Source organism: Micromonospora sp. I033 (assembly GCF_053890995.1).
Genome location: NZ_JBSSLX010000153.1, coordinates 1 through 14,547, shown reverse-complemented (window position 1 = coordinate 14,547; position 14,547 = coordinate 1). Strand labels below are relative to the sequence as shown.

Annotated in this window: 14 protein-coding genes and 1 pseudogene; 9 read left to right on the top strand and 6 right to left on the bottom strand. The window is 72.5% G+C overall.

What is annotated here, in order from left to right; genetic code table 11:
* The 3 genes from ACW0Q9_RS22055 to ACW0Q9_RS22045 form a co-directional block, all read left to right on the top strand.
* Nucleotides 1-786, top strand: a 786-nt coding sequence (locus ACW0Q9_RS22055) for an SDR family NAD(P)-dependent oxidoreductase (RefSeq protein ID WP_456184231.1), incomplete at its 5' end; no start/stop codon positions are given.
* A 166-nt stretch (nucleotides 787-952) separates the two neighbouring features.
* Nucleotides 953-1,492, top strand: coding sequence for an orotate phosphoribosyltransferase (pyrE, locus tag ACW0Q9_RS22050; RefSeq protein ID WP_355634566.1), 540 nt, complete (start codon nucleotides 953-955; stop codon nucleotides 1,490-1,492).
* A gap of 57 nt (nucleotides 1,493-1,549) precedes the next feature.
* Nucleotides 1,550-1,927 carry an ArsR/SmtB family transcription factor gene (locus ACW0Q9_RS22045; protein WP_007073957.1) on the top strand — a complete coding sequence of 126 codons (378 nt, stop codon included), beginning with the start codon at nucleotides 1,550-1,552 and terminating at the stop codon, nucleotides 1,925-1,927.
* A gap of 177 nt (nucleotides 1,928-2,104) precedes the next feature.
* Here ACW0Q9_RS22045 and ACW0Q9_RS22040 read toward each other — a convergent pair whose 3' ends face one another.
* Entirely contained in the window at nucleotides 2,105-2,923 is an 819-nt protein-coding gene (locus ACW0Q9_RS22040) for a DedA family protein (protein WP_456184228.1), read from the bottom strand.
* Nucleotides 2,924-3,093: 170 nt separating this feature from the next.
* Complete coding sequence (locus tag ACW0Q9_RS22035) at nucleotides 3,094-4,683, bottom strand: LPXTG cell wall anchor domain-containing protein (protein WP_456184226.1); 1,590 nt, start codon at nucleotides 4,681-4,683, stop codon at nucleotides 3,094-3,096.
* A 177-nt stretch (nucleotides 4,684-4,860) separates the two neighbouring features.
* Here ACW0Q9_RS22035 and ACW0Q9_RS22030 point away from each other — a divergent pair, with 177 nt between their 5' ends.
* Nucleotides 4,861-5,346, top strand: a complete 486-nt coding sequence (locus ACW0Q9_RS22030; protein ID WP_456184224.1) for a SigE family RNA polymerase sigma factor — start codon at nucleotides 4,861-4,863, stop codon at nucleotides 5,344-5,346.
* On the top strand, nucleotides 5,343-6,404 hold the full coding sequence (locus tag ACW0Q9_RS22025) for an LCP family protein (RefSeq protein ID WP_456184222.1): 1,062 nt from the start codon (nucleotides 5,343-5,345) through the stop codon (nucleotides 6,402-6,404). The genes ACW0Q9_RS22030 and ACW0Q9_RS22025 overlap by 4 nt, the downstream gene beginning before the upstream one ends.
* 33 nt (nucleotides 6,405-6,437) lie before the next feature.
* On the opposite strand, the gene ACW0Q9_RS22020 is transcribed toward ACW0Q9_RS22025, so the two are convergent.
* Nucleotides 6,438-6,650 carry a hypothetical protein gene (locus ACW0Q9_RS22020; RefSeq protein WP_262283518.1) on the bottom strand — a complete coding sequence of 71 codons (213 nt, stop codon included), beginning with the start codon at nucleotides 6,648-6,650 and terminating at the stop codon, nucleotides 6,438-6,440.
* A 149-nt stretch (nucleotides 6,651-6,799) separates the two neighbouring features.
* Between ACW0Q9_RS22020 and ACW0Q9_RS22015 the strand changes: the two genes are divergently transcribed.
* Both ACW0Q9_RS22015 and fbaA read left to right on the top strand, forming a co-directional pair.
* The gene (locus tag ACW0Q9_RS22015; protein ID WP_456184220.1) at nucleotides 6,800-7,183 is read left to right on the top strand and encodes a phage holin family protein; all 384 of its coding nucleotides are present in this window, start codon (nucleotides 6,800-6,802) and stop codon (nucleotides 7,181-7,183) included.
* Between the two features lie 131 nt (nucleotides 7,184-7,314).
* Nucleotides 7,315-8,337 carry a class II fructose-bisphosphate aldolase gene (fbaA, locus tag ACW0Q9_RS22010; RefSeq protein WP_091264413.1) on the top strand — a complete coding sequence of 341 codons (1,023 nt, stop codon included), beginning with the start codon at nucleotides 7,315-7,317 and terminating at the stop codon, nucleotides 8,335-8,337.
* Between the two features lie 53 nt (nucleotides 8,338-8,390).
* Here fbaA and ACW0Q9_RS22005 read toward each other — a convergent pair whose 3' ends face one another.
* Complete coding sequence (locus ACW0Q9_RS22005) at nucleotides 8,391-9,605, bottom strand: LOG family protein (RefSeq protein ID WP_456184217.1); 1,215 nt, start codon at nucleotides 9,603-9,605, stop codon at nucleotides 8,391-8,393.
* Nucleotides 9,606-9,866: 261 nt separating this feature from the next.
* Between ACW0Q9_RS22005 and ACW0Q9_RS22000 the strand changes: the two genes are divergently transcribed.
* Nucleotides 9,867-10,295 carry a DUF3151 domain-containing protein gene (locus tag ACW0Q9_RS22000; protein ID WP_456184215.1) on the top strand — a complete coding sequence of 143 codons (429 nt, stop codon included), beginning with the start codon at nucleotides 9,867-9,869 and terminating at the stop codon, nucleotides 10,293-10,295.
* Nucleotides 10,296-10,345: 50 nt separating this feature from the next.
* On the opposite strand, the pseudogene ACW0Q9_RS21995 reads toward ACW0Q9_RS22000, so the two are convergent.
* Together ACW0Q9_RS21995 and ACW0Q9_RS21990 are read right to left on the bottom strand one after the other, a co-directional pair.
* Nucleotides 10,346-11,515: pseudogene (locus ACW0Q9_RS21995) on the bottom strand (MinD/ParA family ATP-binding protein); the annotation flags it as partial.
* Nucleotides 11,516-12,196: 681 nt separating this feature from the next.
* Nucleotides 12,197-13,195, bottom strand: coding sequence for a diacylglycerol kinase family protein (locus ACW0Q9_RS21990; protein ID WP_456184213.1), 999 nt, complete (start codon nucleotides 13,193-13,195; stop codon nucleotides 12,197-12,199).
* A 122-nt stretch (nucleotides 13,196-13,317) separates the two neighbouring features.
* On the opposite strand from ACW0Q9_RS21990, the gene ACW0Q9_RS21985 reads away from it, so the two are divergent.
* The coding region (locus tag ACW0Q9_RS21985; protein ID WP_456184211.1) for an adenylosuccinate synthase at nucleotides 13,318-14,547 on the top strand (1,230 nt) is incomplete at its 3' end.

Genomic DNA, 14,547 nt, shown 5'->3' with positions numbered 1-14,547 from the left:
CCGCGCCGGGCCCTGATCACCGGCGCCAGCCTGGGCATCGGCGAGGCGTTCGCCCGCCGACTCGCCGCCGACGGCTGGGACCTCGTCCTGGTGGCCCGGGACGCGGGCCGGCTCGACGCCCTGGCGGCCGAGCTGACCGGCCGGCACGGCCACCGGGTCGAGACCGTCGCCGCGGATCTGTCCACCGACGACGGCTGCGCCGCGGTCGAAGGCCGGCTGACCGGCGAGCCGCCGGTGGAGCTGCTGGTGAACAACGCCGGCATCAGCCTCAACACCCCGTTCGTCCGGTCGACCGTCGTCGACGAGGCGCGGCTGGTCCGGCTCAACGTGCTGGCCGTGCTCCGGCTGACCCACGCGGCCCTAGGCCCGATGGTCGAACGAGGCCACGGGGCAGTGATAAATGTCTCTTCGGTCGCGGGCTTCGGTGTCCCCATGCCGGGATCGACCTACTCGGCCAGCAAGGCCTGGGTGACGAATTTCAGTGAATCGATCGGCCAGTCGGTGGCGCCGTTCGGCGTCCGCGTGATGGCCCTCTGCCCCGGCTACACCCGCACCGGCTATCACGAGCGGGCCGGCATCGACATGTCGCGCACCCCGGCGTGGATGTGGCTGCGGACCGACGACGTGGTCGACGAAGGCCTGCGTGACCTGCGGAAAGGCAAGGCGGTCAGCGTGCCGAGCTGGAAGTACAAGCTGGCCGTGGCGGGGCTGCGGCACGCGCCCCGGCGGCTGCTGCGCGGCGTCTCCCGGGACACCCGCGGCCGGGTCGGCCGGGCCGGCGACTGACCCCGGGCCGGGCCGGCGGGTGTCCCGTCACCGGGATGCCCGCCCGCTGACCGGGATGGACAGTCGCACAGCGTAGTCGGGCATCGCCACCCGTCGGTCGCCCGCAGGGTTGACCAGGGAGGACCCCACGCCCGCCTCCCAGACTTGCGAAGTACCCTCTATCGCCATGGGGGACCACGACGACCTGCGTAAATTCATCACCGACCTGGCTGTGGTCCACGGCCGGGTGGTGCTCTCGTCGGGTCGGGAGGCGGACTGGTACGTCGATCTGCGTCGCGTCACGCTCCATCACCGGGCGGCGCCGTTGATCGGCCGGGTGATGCGCGACCTCACCGCGGACTGGGCGTACGACGCGGTGGGCGGGCTGACCCTGGGGGCCGACCCGGTGGCCACCGCGATGCTGCACGCGTCGGCCGGGACCGATCGCCCGCTGGACGCCTTCGTGGTCCGCAAGGCGGGCAAGGCGCACGGCCTCCAACGACGGATCGAGGGGCCGGACGTCGCCGGGCGCCGGGTGCTGGCGGTCGAGGACACCTCGACCACCGGCGGCAGCGTGTTGACCGCCGTCGAGGCATTGCGCGAGGCCGGGGCCGAGGTGGTGGGTGTGGCGGTTATTGTTGATCGAGGCGCCGGCGACGCGGTGCGAGCCGCCGGACTGCCTTATCGGGCGGCCTATACGTTGGCTGACCTCGGCCTTGTGGCGTAAAAGTTTGCCGATTCGGATCTGCTGATATGCAGGCGGATCGATGCTGCTGGTGGAAGGATGGAATACGTGGGAACTGCGTTGGCTGAAATGACCATGCCTCAGATCTCGCCGCTTGCCGGCGAGCCGATCGAACGTGCCGACGCCGAGCGGCTCGCGGGGGTCCTCAAGGCCCTCGCCGACCCCGCCCGGCTGCGGCTGCTCAGCCTGATCCAGTCGGCTCCCGAGGGGGAGGCGTGCGTGTGTGACCTCACCGCGCCGCTCGGCCTCTCGCAGCCGACGGTCAGCCACCACCTGCGCATCCTCACCGAGGCCGGCTTGCTGGAGCGGGAGAAGCGCGGTGTCTGGGCGTACTACCGGCTGGTGCCGACCGCGATCGCCACGATCGCGGATCTGCTCACCCCGCCGCGGAAGCGGGCCACCAAGAAGGCCCGCTGAATCCGGACGTGTCGGAGGTCCGGGTGGCCGCCTCGGGCGGCGACGGGTGGCGTGCCAGGGGTGGCGCCACCACCGGACGGTGACGGCTGCCCGTCATCCGTACCACCCGCAGGTCGACAGGTCGTAGTCGAAGGCCGGCCCCCCGAGAAGGGGGCCGGCCTTCGGTGTCTCCTCGGGTCAGCGGCGGTGCTGGCCGCCGCGCCGGTGGTGCTGGTCGTCGTCGTCGCCGTCGACCGCGTCCCGGACCGCCTCGACGGTGCCCGCCGCGGTGGCCGCCGCGATCACCGCGACCGCCTCGCCGCGCTTGCGCGCCCGCCGGTCACGGAGGAACTCGAAGAAGATCGGCAGCACCGAGATCAGGATGATCAGCGCCACCACCGGCAGGATGTAACGGTCGATCTTGTCGCCGATCGCCTCGTAGATCTGGTCGGCCAGCAGGTAGCCGATCAGCAGGATGCCGTCCACCCAGAGGATCGCCCCGACCACGTTCCACAGGAAGAACTGCCGGGCCGGCATGCCGAGCACCCCGGCCACCGGGTTGAGGAACGTCCGCACGATCGGGATGAACCGGGCCAGGACCACGGCCTTCGCCGGGCCGAACTTCTGGAAGTAGTACTCGGCCTTCTCCACGTACTCCCGCTTGAACAGGCGGGAGTTGGGGCGATCGAACATCCGCTTGCCGTAGCGCGCGCCGAGCCAGTGCCCGAGCTGGGCGCCGACGATCGCGCAGAGCGGCCCGCCGATCAGCAGGCCGGTCAGCGAGAGCCGGGTGCCGTCGCCGAAGATCGCGTCGGCCACCGGCGAGGCGGCCACCCCGGCCAGGAAGAGCAGCGAGTCGCCCGGAAAGAAGAAGCCGACCAGCAGGCCGGTCTCGGCGAAGAGGATCGCCCAGACGCCGATCATCCCGAAGGTGTGGATGAGGTCCTTCGGGTCGAGCGGGTTCAGGGCCACGCTCTCGGAGAGCACCCGGGTCTTCTCAGCTGTGTCCACGGCCACAAAGGGTACCCGGGCCCGGTCCGGTGCCGCGCCGGACCGGGTGGACGGGTCACCGCCGCGGGTCGACCGGCTCGGACTCGCAGGCCAGGATGGCGAAGACCAGCTCGTGGCGGCGCCCGGACACGCCGGTGCCCCGCCGACCGGGGTCGGCGGGGCACCTTGGTGCTTGGTCAGGCGACGAAGCGGGTCTTGCGGCGGCGGGACACCACGTAGCCGGCGGCGCCGGCGGCGAGCAGGAGCGCGCCGACGGCGGCCATCAGGCCGGTGGAGGAACCGGTGATCGGCAGGGTGCCCCCGTCACCGCCACCCTGACCACCGTCGCCGTCGCCACCGCCACCCTGACCACCGTCACCCGGCGTGCCCGGGTTGCCGCCGCCGGCCGGGTTGATGACGATCGCGGCGGTGTCGTTCTTGCTGTTCGGGTCGCCAGCCAGTGTGGTGACGATCTTTCCGCTGGCGTTCGGCACCACCTTGTCGATGCGGAGCTGGAACTCGTACGGGTTCTCCATGCCCTTCGGGCTCTCGGTGACCTGGCACGCATACTCCTTGGCGCCCGGCTCACCCCAGCCCGCGAACCACGGGTCCCACTCCTCGGTCGGCACGAACGGCACGCAGTCGAAGGGCGCCTCGATCACCGTCGTGTCTGCCGGAATGGAGATCCGGACCGGCAGGTCCTCGAGCTGGATGCCCGGCGTCCCCTGACCGATGTACTCGAGCACGGCCGGCCCCAGGTTGGTGAAGCTCGGTCGGACGGTGACGACGTCGCCCTTCTTGCCGCTGGCGGTGGCACCCTTGGTCGCCAGGTCCGCCGGGTTGTCGCCGGTCACTCGGACCGTTGCGATGGTCATGTTGTTCTGGGTGTCCAGGTCCGTCTGCGGCACCCGCGCCGCGTTCACCGTCTGCTCGACGAGACGGAGTTCAACGCCGTCGCCGGGCGTGACCTCGTCCTGCCAGTCCTCGAACGCCTGGTTGAAGTCATCTGTGGTCCACCAGTCCAGGTAGACCGGGAACTTGGCGCCGGTGCGGGTCTCCGGGCGGAGCTTGATCGGAAGGTTCTCCGAGAGCTTGTACGACTTGCCTGGCTCCAGCTTGGTGTCGATGGCGCAGAAGGCGAAAACGCCCTCCTCGTGCGCCTTGCAGTTGCTGAAGTTCCCGTCGTAGGCGGCCAGCCAGTCGGCCTGCACGACCAGGACGGTTCCGTCGACGGCGGTTTCCCCGGCGTTGCGCACGACGCCCGGCACGCGGGCGTGGCTGCCGGGGGCCCCGCTGGCCTCGACGGTCGCGTCGCTCACCAGGTCGACACCCTCAGCGATGGTGATGCCGGCGGTGGCGGTGACCGTCTTGCCGCCCGAGGTGATGCTGATCGCCAGGTCGCCCTGCTGTCCCGGCTTCGCGCCGTCCTTGCCGGTGACCATGTAGTCGAACCAGGGCTCGTCGCCGTCCGCCAGGTCCGTCTCGCAGTGCAGCTTCGTGGGCGACACCTCGCACGTCCAGTCCCACGCCGACTCCACCGTGGCGAAGTCCGCGACCTGGGACAGGTCGATGTCCACGGTGGTCGGGCCGAACTTCGGCTCCGACTCGTGGTCGGTCGGGTGGGCGAAGAACCAGCCATAGTTCGAGTGGCCGGGCGCGACGAGCAAATCGTGCGTGACGATCTCGAAGGAGGCCTCCGCAGCGGAGGCGGGGGTGGCGGAGGCGGCGACGAACGCGCCTGCGACGCCCAACCCGGTGAGCCACCGCCGGGTGGAGTTGGTGAGCATGGTGGGGGTTCCTCCCGTGAATGATCAGGTGGAGCCCGTGGAGCTTAAAGAAGCCTTAAGGTGCCGCGCTGCCCCGAGATGCTCTGGCCGGCAGATATTGACCGAACGGTTGACCAGCGGCGGTGCAATGTTCCGCCGGCCCGTTCCCGTCAACAGGGCGGGACACCGGGAGGTGCAGTGACGTACGAGGAGTTCGCCGATGCGCGGCTGGGCGCCCTGCTGCGGTATGCGGTCATGCTGACCGGGGATCCGCACCAGGCGCAGGACCTGGTGCAGGAGACCATGGTCCGGGTCCAGCTCAACTGGCGCCGGGTCGCCCGGAGCGACGCCCCGGAGCGGTACGTGCGCCGGATGCTCACCAACCAGTTCATCGACTGGCGGCGCGGCTCGTGGGCACGCCGGGTGCTGCTGCGCGGTGATCCGGACGAGGCGGTCCCGGCGCCGAGCGACCACGCGCAGTCGGCGGTGGACCGGGACCAGGTGTGGTCCTGGTTGTCCCGGCTGCCCCGGCGGCAGCGGGCCACGCTGGTGCTGCGCTACTACGAGGACCTGCCCGACGCGGAGATCGCCGAGATCCTCGGCTGCGCCGTGGGCACCGTCCGGTCCTGCATCTCCCGGGCCCTGGCCACCCTCCGAGCCGAGTACGTGGAGGTCTGCTCATGATCGAGGACGACCTGCGGGCCGCCTTCGCCCGGCGCGAGGCGCTCACCCCGGCCACCGGCCCGGTCCGGGCCGCCATCGACCGGGCGGTTGCCCGCCGCCGGCGCCGCCGGCTCCGGCTCCGGCTCGCGGGTACGGCGATGGCGGTGGTGGCCGCCGCACTGGCCGGCTTCACCGCGATCGCGCCGGGTCAGCCGGAGACCGCTCACCTGCTGGCCGGGCCCCCGCCGACGTCGACGCCCACCGGCGCGCTGAACATGCTGCTGCTCGGCGTGGACGCGGCCGGCGCCGACGGGATCCGGCGGGCTGACTCGATCCTGCTGGTCCACGTCCCGGCGGACCGGAGCCGGCTCTACCTCGTCTCGGTCCCGCGCGACCTGCTGGTGCAGATCCCCGGCGAGGGGATGGCCAAGATCAACGCCTCCTTCGCCCACGGCCTGCGGGGGTCGGGGACCGACCTGGCCGATGGCTACCAGGCCACCCGCCAGGCGGTCGTCGACCTCACCGGGGTACGGATCGACGCCGGCGGCGTGCTGACGTACCGGTCGGCGAGCAGGCTCACCGACGCCGTCGGCGGCGTGCCCGTCTGCCTGCCGGCCACGGTTCGTTCCCAGCACACCCGGCGGGTGTATCCGGCCGGCTGCCAGCAGCTCGACGGCGCCGCCGCGGTGGACCTGCTCCGCCAGCGCTACGGGATGCCCGACGGCGCCCTGGACCGCGACCGCAACGCGGGACGGTACGCGGCCGGACTGCTCCGCCGGCTCCACGAGCAGGAGGTGTTGACCAACCCGGTGCTGCTCAGCCGCCTGATCACGCAGGTCGGCTCGGGTCTGGTCACCGACACCGGGGAGGCGACCCTGCCGACGCTGGTCTCCGTGGCCGGAAAGGCCGCTACCGCCGACCCGGTCGCGGTCGACCTGCCGGTCCGGCACAAGGAGAAGGAGCCGTACGGCTTCCAGCTCGATCCCGCACTGGCCCCGGGCTTCCTCGACGCGCTGCGCGGCGACCGGCTCGATGAGTGGACCGCCGCGCACCCGAAGCGGGTCACCGGCCTGCGCTGACGCGGGCGGGGCCGACGGCCCCGCCCGCACGGCTCAGCGGTAGTCGTCCTCGTCGGCGGTGACCACCCGGGCCTGCTCCATGGCGTCCCAGTCGCCGACCTCCAGCCCCCGGTGCGGCTCGCCGTCGGCGTCGTCCGGGGTGACCGCCGCAGCCTGCTCGACCGCGTCGGCCGGCTCCGCCTCCAGGTCCCGCTCCTCCGGAGCGAGGTGGTCGCTCGGGGCGAAGTCCTCGTCGGGCTGACCCATCGTCCCTCCCTGGATCTCGGTGCGGACAGTTCCCACCACACCGTACGGGCTGACTCCGGTCCCCGCTCGGAGCCGGGCCGAACGGCGGCGACGACCCGGACTCGGCCGATTGTCCCTCCGGGCGCGGCGGCCGGTGCCAGGATGATGGCGTGGGGTTCCTGATCCGGCTGGCGATCACCGCGATCGCACTGTGGATCACCACGCTCATCGTGCCCGGGGTGGAGGTGACCGGCCGCAACGGTTTCAACACCGTGTTCACCCTGGTCGTGGTGGCGCTCATCTTCGGTGTCGTCAACGCCCTGCTGAAGCCGGTCATCAAGGTGATCGGCTGCGTGTTCTACCTGCTCACGCTGGGTCTGTTCGCGCTGGTGGTCAACGCCCTGCTGTTCCTGCTCACCGACTGGATCGCCCGCGGGCTGGACCTGCCGTTCCACGTGAACGGCTTCTGGGCCGCCTTCTGGGGCGCCATCGTGATGGCGGTGGTGAGCTGGCTGATCAACGTCGTCGTGCCGGACAGCCTGGAGGAGCGGTGAGCGGTTCCCGGGTCGGTTGTGTCCGCCGCGCGCTCCTACGGGATACTTCCCGCGGTGGACAGCGCGGTCCGGCGCACCCAAGGAAGAGAGCGGCCTGCACGGCCGAGAGCGGTAAGTAAGGAGCGTTCGACATGCCCATCGCTTCCCCCGAGGCCTACGCGGAGATGCTGGACCGGGCCAAGGCCGGCCGGTACGCGTACCCCGCGATCAACGTGACCTCCTCCCAGACGCTGAACGCGGCGCTCAAGGGCTTCGCCGACGCGGAGAGCGACGGCATCATCCAGGTCTCCACCGGCGGCGCGGAGTACCTGTCCGGCCCGTCCGTGAAGGACATGGTGACCGGCGCGGTGGCCTTCGCGGCGTACGCGCACGAGGTGGCCAAGAAGTACCCGGTGAACATCGCCCTGCACACCGACCACTGCCCGAAGGACAAGCTGGACAAGTTCGTCCGGCCGCTGATGGCCATCTCGCAGGAGCGCGTGAAGAACGGCCAGGAGCCGCTCTTCCAGTCGCACATGTGGGACGGCTCGGCCGTGCCGGTGGCGGAGAACCTGGAGATCGCCGAGCAGCTGCTCACCGAGGCCGCCAAGGGCAAGATCGTCCTTGAGATCGAGGTCGGCGTCGTCGGCGGCGAGGAGGACGGCGTCGAGAACGCCATCAACGAAAAGCTCTACACCACCGTCGAGGACGGTCTGGCCATGGTCGACGCGCTCGGCCTCGGCGAGAAGGGCCGCTACATGGCGGCGCTGACCTTCGGCAACGTGCACGGCGTCTACAAGCCCGGCAACGTGAAGCTCCGCCCGGAGGTGCTCAACCACATCCAGATGGCGGTGGGCGCCAAGTACAACAAGGAGAAGCCGCTCAGCCTGGTGTTCCACGGCGGTTCCGGCTCGCTGCTGTCGGAGATCCGCGAGGCGCTGGACTACGGCGTGGTGAAGATGAACATCGACACCGACACCCAGTACACCTTCACCCGGCCGGTCGCCGACCACATGTTCCGCAACTACGACGGCGTGCTGAAGGTCGACGGCGAGGTCGGCAACAAGAAGATGTACGACCCGCGCGTCTGGGGCAAGGCCGCCGAGGCCGGCATGGCCGCCCGCGTCGTGGAGGCCTGCGAGCACCTGCGCTCCACCGGCACCACGATGAAGTGACCACCGCGTGAGCCGGAGGCCGGCACCCGATCGGGTGCCGGCCTCCGCGCGTCTCAGCCGGCGGTGAGCACGCGGACCGCCTCGCGGACGTCGTCGGTCAGGTGCACCGTGGGCGACAGGTCGCCGAACGGGGAGGCCGCGAAGAGCGGCCGCAGCAGCGACTCCACCGGCAGCTCGGTGGTCCAGTAGGTCTGGTCCAGGAAGACGTACGCGCCGCTCGCCCCGTCGGTGCCGTAGTAGGTCTTGGTGGCCGCCTGGAACACCTCCTGCACCGTGCCCGCCCGGCCGGGCGCGAAGACGATCCCGCCCCGGGCCAGCCGGAGGATGGTGTCCTCCCGGATGGCGTTGGAGAAGTACTTGGCGATCCGCCCGGCGAACAGGTTCGCCGGCTCGTGGCCGTACAGCCAGGTGGGGATGGCCAGGCCGCCCGAGCGGGCCCACTCGGTGCCGGCCGCAGCCGGGCGGGGCGTGGGCAGGGTCGGGCCGGCCGCGTACCGGGCCCGGACCCGCAGCGCCGCGTCGGTGTAGCGGTCGTGGTCGGTGAAGTCGGGCGCGGTGGCCAGCAGGTCGATCGCCGCCGTCAGCTCCTCCGCCGGCCAGGCCGCGAGGAACGCGCCCAGGTTCGCCGCCTCCATGACGCCGGGACCGCCCCCGGTCACCACCAGCCGGTCGGCCCGCGCCAGCTCCCAGCCCAGCACCGCCGCCATCCGGTACGCGGCGCTGCCGCGCGGCACCGCGTGCCCGCCCATCACGCCCACCACGGACTGCGGCCCGTGCACGGCCAGCCAGGTCCGGGTGGCGTCGGCCAGGGCGTTGTCCACCCCGTGGTCGTGCAGCCGCTGGCCCAGCGCCTCCCGCACGTCGGGCAGGGCGCCGCCGTGCGCGCGGAAGTGCGCGTACACCCGGGTGTCGTACATTCCGGCGAAGCCGCCCTCGGCGAAGCCGGCGGCCAGGTCGTCGGCGCTGTAGAGGTGGGCCGGCTGGGTCGGGTAGGGCAGCCCGGAGAAGGGCGGGACGACGTTCGCGCCCCGCCGGACCAGGTCGGCGCCCACCTCGCGGTTCGCGAACCGGCAGCCCACGAAGAGGGCGCCGGCGACCTCGACGCCGCGCAGGTCGGGGACCGGGTCCAGGTCGAGGCGGAGGCCCTGCACGGTCAGGCCGGCCAGGCTCCCCTCGGCCAGCCGCCGGTCGAACTCGGTCCGGGTCTCGATCTCGTCATGGCTGGTGTCGTGCGGCTCGATGACGTCCGCGGGCGGTGGGGTCGGCACCAGATCATCCTGCCCCGGGGCGGCAAGCCGGCAAACCCGGGCGGCACGGACAGGAGCCCGGTGGCCAGGCCGCCGGGCTCCTGCATACCCGGTCCTGGGGAGGCTCCGGATCTGTAGTTGTAGTGGAAAAAGGCTCGCCGCGGCATGGGCCGCGGGTACGTGGGCGGCACGCCGCAGGCGTGACGAAACCCTCAGCCGTTCAGCCGACCGGCTTGCCGGACCCCCTCGCGAACCCCAGGGCGAAGCGGGTTGAATGGGGCGATGCAGAACCTGTTGCCTGAGCCACCGGCCACCCTCCTGCCCGCGCACGAGGAGGCCGACGCCGCGCTGGCGGCCGCCGCCGAGCAGCACACCGACGAGGCGTTCGCCGAGGTGGCGGCCCGCTTCCCGACCTACAGCGCGGGCTGGGCGGCGCTGGCCACCCGGGCGCTCGACGCGGGCCAGGTCATCCCGGCGTACGCGTACGCCCGCACCGGCTACCACCGGGGCCTCGACCAGCTCCGCCGCAGCGGCTGGAAGGGCCACGGTCCGGTGCCCTGGTCGCACAAACCCAACCGGGGCTTCCTCCGCTGCCTCTACGTGCTCTCCCGGGCGGCCGGCGAGATCGGCGAGGCGGACGAGGCGGCGCGCTGCGCCCAGTTCCTCCGCGACTGCGACCCGGCCGCCGGGGACGCCCTGGCCAGCCACTGACCCCGACCGGCGGCCGGTTCCCCCACGGGGAGCCGGCCGCCGCGCCCGTCCTACAGCCCTTCCGCCACCGACGCGGCGATCTTCAACCAGGCGTCCCGGGTGGCCGAGGAGAGCTGGCCGTACCGGATCGGCTCGCCGGTGTCGATGAGCCGCTCGTACGGCGCCAGCAGCACCGCCCGCGTCCGCGCGGCGAAGTGCTCCTGGATGGCCGGCAGGTCGATCTCCTTGCGGGACGGCGGCATCGACACCACCGTCACCGCCTGCCGGACCAGCCGCTGCCGGCCGCTCTGCTCCAGGTGGTCGAGCATCCGGGCGGCGGTCTCGGCCGAGTCGTTCCGCGCCGACATGGTGACCACCAGCTGATCCGTGGCGTCCATGGCGGCCTGCCAGTTCTGCGCCCGGACGTTGTTCCCGGTGTCCACGAAGATCAGCTTGTAGAAGCGGCTGACCACCTCGCGGATCTCGGCGAACGCGGCCGCGGTCAGCATCTCGCCGCCGGTCGCCGACTCGTCCGAGGCGAGCACGTCGAACATCCCCTCGCCCTGCGAGCGGACGTACTGCGACAGGTCCCCGACCCGGCCGTGCGGCCCCTGGAACTGGGCCAGGTCGCGCAGCATGTCCCGGACCGTGCGGGAGTGGAAGTCCTGCTGCGCCCGCATCCCGAGGGTGCCCTGGGTCTCGTTGTTGTCCCAGGCCAGCACGTACCCGCCGCGTTTCTGGCCGAAGGTCATGGCGAGCAGCAGGATGGCGACCGTCTTGCCGGCGCCGCCCTTCGGGTTCACCACGGTCACCTGGCGCAGCCCGCCGAAGTTGCGGCGCACCATCTCGATGTCGCGCCGCATCTCCTGCTCCTGCCGCCCGGGTGGGAGCCGGACCAGCCCGATCTTGTTGACCACCGCGCGGACGCCCATGGTGGCGACCGGGTCGACCGGCCGGGCCTGCCGCCGCCGGGCGAAGTCCTCCGCCGTCGGCGGGGCACCGCTCGCCGGCGTCCAGACCTGCTCGGGGTACGCGCCCGGCACCGGCTGCCGGACCCCGGGCTGCTGCTGCGGCCCGGGCTGCTGAGGCTGCGGCTGTGGCCCGGGCTGCTGCTGGGGCGCGCCCGGATGCGCGGGCGGGCCGGCCTGCTGCGGCCAGGCGGGCGGGTACCAGCCGGCCGTCCCGGCCTGCGACGGCGCCCCTTGCCCGTAGCCGACCGGTCCCGGCGGGTACGCCGTGCCGTCGCCGTAGGGCTGCTGGAGTGGCACGCCCGGCGAGGGCGGGAACGGGCCGAGCCGCGGCGCCGCGGCCTCAGGCGACCCGCCGGAAGCCTGGCTTCCGAGGCCGGCCTGGGGATCGTCCTGCGGGGCGGCTCCGGTCGCGGGCGTGACCGGCCCGCGGGCGGTCGGGTCGGCGGTGGCCTGCGTCGGGTGCGCGGCGTCGGGTGGGGTGGCCTGCGTCGAGTGCGCGGCGTCGGGTGGGATGGCCTGCGTCGGGCCGGCGGCGTCGGGCGGGGTCGCTGGTCCGGTGGCGGGCGGGTTCACCGCGTCGGCCCGGGTCGATGGCGGAACCGGTCCGGCGCGCGGGGCCGGAGTGACGGAGTCGGCGGTCGCGCGCTGCGGAGGCTGGGCCCAGGGGGACTCCGGCCGGCCGTTCGGCGGCGCACCGGCCCCGCGGTCGCCGGAGCTCTCCGCCGCTTCGCCGGGCGTTCGGGCGTCGACGGTCGAGGCATCCGCCCGGACGACGTCCGCCGGTCCCGGGGCGGTCGTCGCCGGGGTACCGGCCCTGCCGCTCCGGCACCTGCGGTTGACCCGGCACGTGGGCCCGGTCGGCGTTCTCGTGCACCACGGTTCCTCCCCATTCCTCCCGCCGAGGATAGGCCGTCCGGTCAGCCGGGTGGCCCGAGCGGGGATCGACGGAGGTCAGGCCGTCCAGACCGCCCAGGCGCCCGGCTCGATCCACCAGGACCGCTTCCGGCTCAGCTCGCCCTCGACGCCGTCGTCGAGGTAGGGCACCTTCTCGTCGCGGGGTACGACCGCCGTCGCACGGCCCCGGGCCCGGCGCACCTCCAGCCGTACCCTCTTCCTGCCCAACGCGGACCGGGTGACCACGGGCACGGCCACGGCCACCTGCACCCGGCCGTCGGACGGGTCCGGGTCGGCGAGCAGCGTCACGTCGTCCAGGCGCGCGTACGCGCCGGCGTTGCCGATCGCGCAGGCCATGATCGGCTCCTCGCCGTTGCTCAGCAGCGTGCCGTCGACCTCGATCCGCGCCCGCCAGTGCAGCGGCCGGCCCGCGTCGTCGGCCGCGCCGAGCAGCGCGCCGTCCAGGGTCACCGAGCCGCCGTCGTTGCGCAGCAGGTCGAGCCGGCGGGCGGTGCCGTCCAGCACCGCGGCGGCCACCGCCTCCGGGTCGCGGGGCAGGCCCAGCTGCGCGGCCAGGTCCCGCGCCGTCCCGGACCGGGCCGGATCGAGCGGGAGTACGCCGACCGGCGGCAGGTCGGGCACCGTCCGGTTGCCGGGCAGGTCGGCGGGGCGGCGGCTGGGCGGCGGAGCGTACCGCCGGACCAGCCGGCGCAACACGGCGCGCAACTGTCCGTCACTGGCTGTGGCGACGACCAGCCGCGTCTTGGAATCGGGGTCCGGCCAGGTGAGGCCGTCGGCGCGGGCCGGGCCGTCGAGGCGGGCCAGCACCTCGTCGATCTCAGCGTCCGAGCGGGCCGTGACGGTCTCCACCCGGGCGCCCCGGGCGGTCAGCGCGTCCGCGCAGGCCAGCACCGGTACGCGGGGGCTCTCGCAGCGCTCCTCGGGCCGCTCGCCGGCCGCCTCCGACGCGCCACCGCAGCAGGCTCCACCGCTGCCGCAGCCACCGCCGGGAGCGTCCCGCTCCGAGCCGAGGGTGAGCAGCACCACGTCGTACACGAAGGAGCCTCCTGCTTCTCGACGAACCCCTGCCGGTCCCGCCGTCACTACTTGTTAGCCTGACACCCCGGGCTCGCCGACCGGTCGCCACCTGGCACCCGAGCCTTCTGGAGGCGGAGAAGATGCCAGCGATCGTGCTCATCGGCGCTCAGTGGGGCGACGAGGGCAAGGGCAAGGTTACCGACCTGCTGGGTGAGCGGGTCGACTACGTCGTGCGCTACTCCGGCGGCAACAACGCCGGTCACACGGTGATCACCCCGGACGGCCAGAAGTACGCGCTGCACCTGATGCCGTCCGGCGCGCTGTCGCCGAACGCGATGATCGTCATCGGCAACGGCGTCGTGGTCGACCCGAAGGTGCTGCTGGAGGAGATCGACGGTCTCGCCGAGCGGGGGGTCGACGTCTCCCGGCTGCGGATCTCGGGTGACGCGCACCTCATCATGCCCCACCACCGGGCGCTGGACCGGGTGGTCGAGCGCTACCTGGGCAGCTCGCGGATCGGCACCACCGGCCGGGGCATCGGCCCCGCGTACGGCGACAAGGTCGCCCGGATGGGCATCCGGCTCCAGGACCTGCTCGACCCCGGCATCCTGCGCAAGAAGCTGGAGCTGGCGCTCCGCGAGAAGAACCAGGTGCTGTTCAAGGTCTACAACCGCAAGGCGATCGACGTCGACGAGACCGTCGAGGAGTACCTGCGGTACGCCGAGCGGCTGCGGCCGTACATCGCGGAGACCCGGGTGATGCTCTGGGACGCGCTGGACCGTGGCGAGACCGTCCTCCTGGAGGGCGCCCAGGCCACCATGCTCGACATGGACCACGGCACCTACCCCTTCGTCACCTCGTCGAACCCGACGGCGGGCGGGGCGTGTGTGGGCGCGGGCATCCCGCCGACCGCGATCACCAAGGTCATCGCGGTGAGCAAGGCGTACACCACCCGGGTGGGTTCCGGCCCGTTCCCGACCGAGCTGTTCGACGACAACGGCCAGCACCTGCGCAAGATCGGTCACGAGTACGGCACCACCACCGGCCGCGAGCGCCGCACCGGTTGGTTCGACGCCGTCGTGGCCCGGTACGCGTGCCGCCTCAACGGCGTCACCGACCTGGTCATCACCAAGCTGGACGTGCTGACCGGCATGCCCAAGGTGCCGCTCTGCGTCGGCTACGAGATCAACGGCGAGCGCTTCGACGACATGCCGATGACGCAGACCGACTTCCACCACGCCACGCCGATCTACGAAGAGCTCGACGGCTGGTGGGAAGACATCACCAAGGCCAGAACCGAGGAAGACCTCCCCGAGAACGCGAGACGCTACATCGCCCGCATCGAGGAACTCTGCGGCACCAAGGTCAGC